This is a genomic window from Carnobacterium sp. AT7 (assembly GCF_000171855.1).
GTDB lineage: Bacteria > Bacillota > Bacilli > Lactobacillales > Carnobacteriaceae > Carnobacterium_B > Carnobacterium_B jeotgali.
The window spans coordinates 1-1,449 of record NZ_ABHH01000062.1; the positions used below are offsets into that span (position 1 = coordinate 1).

The following is a 1,449-nucleotide window of genomic DNA, read 5'->3' on the forward strand; positions in this document are numbered from 1 at the left end:
TTTGCATAGATTTCATCAAATGTGCCATCAGTTTTCATTTCATCTAAAGCATCATTGATAGCTTCTGTTAATTTATCGTCTTCTTTACGCGTACCAACTGCATATTCTTCTTCGCCAAAGTTACCTTCTAATACGCGATAACTAATCTCTTCATTTTGCTTCATGTAGTAACGACCTAACGTTTCATCAACAACGATTGCGTCACTTCTTCCGGAAGCTAAATCATTGAAAACATCATTATTGGAAGGATAAAGAACAACTTCTTGGTTAGCGAATTTTTCTATTATTTTCGACTCATCTGCATTAATAGCATCTACTGCACTAGAAGATTGTTGGGCAGCTACTACTTTCCCACTTAAATCTTCCTTAGTTTGAATGTCGCTATCTTCTAAAACAATAATAATTTGACTGTTTTCTAAATAGGGTGAACTAAAATCAACTTGTTTTTTTCTTTCATCCGTAATAGTATAACCATTCCATATCACATCAATGTTATCACTTTTTAACTCTGTTTCTTTTAAAGCCCAATCAATCGCTTGAAATTCGACTTCTACATCCAATTTTTCAGCTACTACATTTGCCAAATCCACGTCGAAACCGACGATATCTCCATTACTATCACGAAAACCCATTGGAGCAAATGTGTCATCTAGACCTACAACTAAGGTACCTTCTTCTTTAATTTGATCGAATGAATCTTTTGCTGTTTCTTCTGCTCCACATCCTGCTAATATTCCTACCATTCCTAAACCTAAAACTACCTTTGTCATTGTATTTTTCATTTTATATTCTCTCCCTTTTTTTAATTTATTTATTGTTTTCAAGCTGCAGTCCTGAAAAACAAAAAAAGCCCTTTGATTTTCTATTACTAATAGAAAATCAAAGGACGATTGATATCAATATCGTGGTTCCACCTTTATTCGTAGTCTCTTCACAGAAAACTACCTCATCGCGTTCACAACTACTAAACGCTAGTACTATAACGGGTACTCCCGAATCAATTTACTTGTAATAAAAACTACGTTCAATTGTCAGCTCAGAGATGTGTTTTCAGTATAGTTCCTTAATTGCTCCCACCACCGCAATCTCTCTAGAAAGTTTCTAAACTTACTTTTTCTCTTCAAAGCTTTTAATCATTTTTAACACTATAGCACATTTATTTGCGCTTGCCAAATATTTTTTGCCAAAAAGTTGGTTTTTCTTTTGTTAACGTCATTAAAGGGACTGTTTCACCTAAAATACGACGAGCAATATTACGATACCCTTGAGAAGCAGGGTTTTTTGGATTTAAAACAATTGGATCGCCTTTATTAGAAGAACGGACGACATCATCATCATCAAAAACGATTCCTAATAAATCAATGGATAAGTGTCTAGTTATTTCATCAATATCCATTACTTCTCCATCTTGCATCATTCGTTTACGAATGCGGTTAATAATTAAACGTG

Annotated in this window: 1 protein-coding gene, 1 pseudogene and 1 other annotated feature; the gene and the pseudogene both read right to left on the reverse strand. The window is 34.0% G+C overall.

Going from position 1 to position 1,449, the window contains the following annotated elements:
• On the reverse strand, nt 1–782 hold a 782-nt coding region (locus CAT7_RS11900), incomplete at its 3' end, for an amino acid ABC transporter substrate-binding protein (protein WP_007725958.1).
• 97 nt (nt 783–879) lie between these two features.
• Nucleotides 880–1,133, reverse strand: a binding site (T-box leader).
• A gap of 23 nt (nt 1,134–1,156) precedes the next feature.
• Nucleotides 1,157–1,449, reverse strand: a pseudogene (locus tag CAT7_RS11905) (septum site-determining protein MinD); the annotation flags it as partial.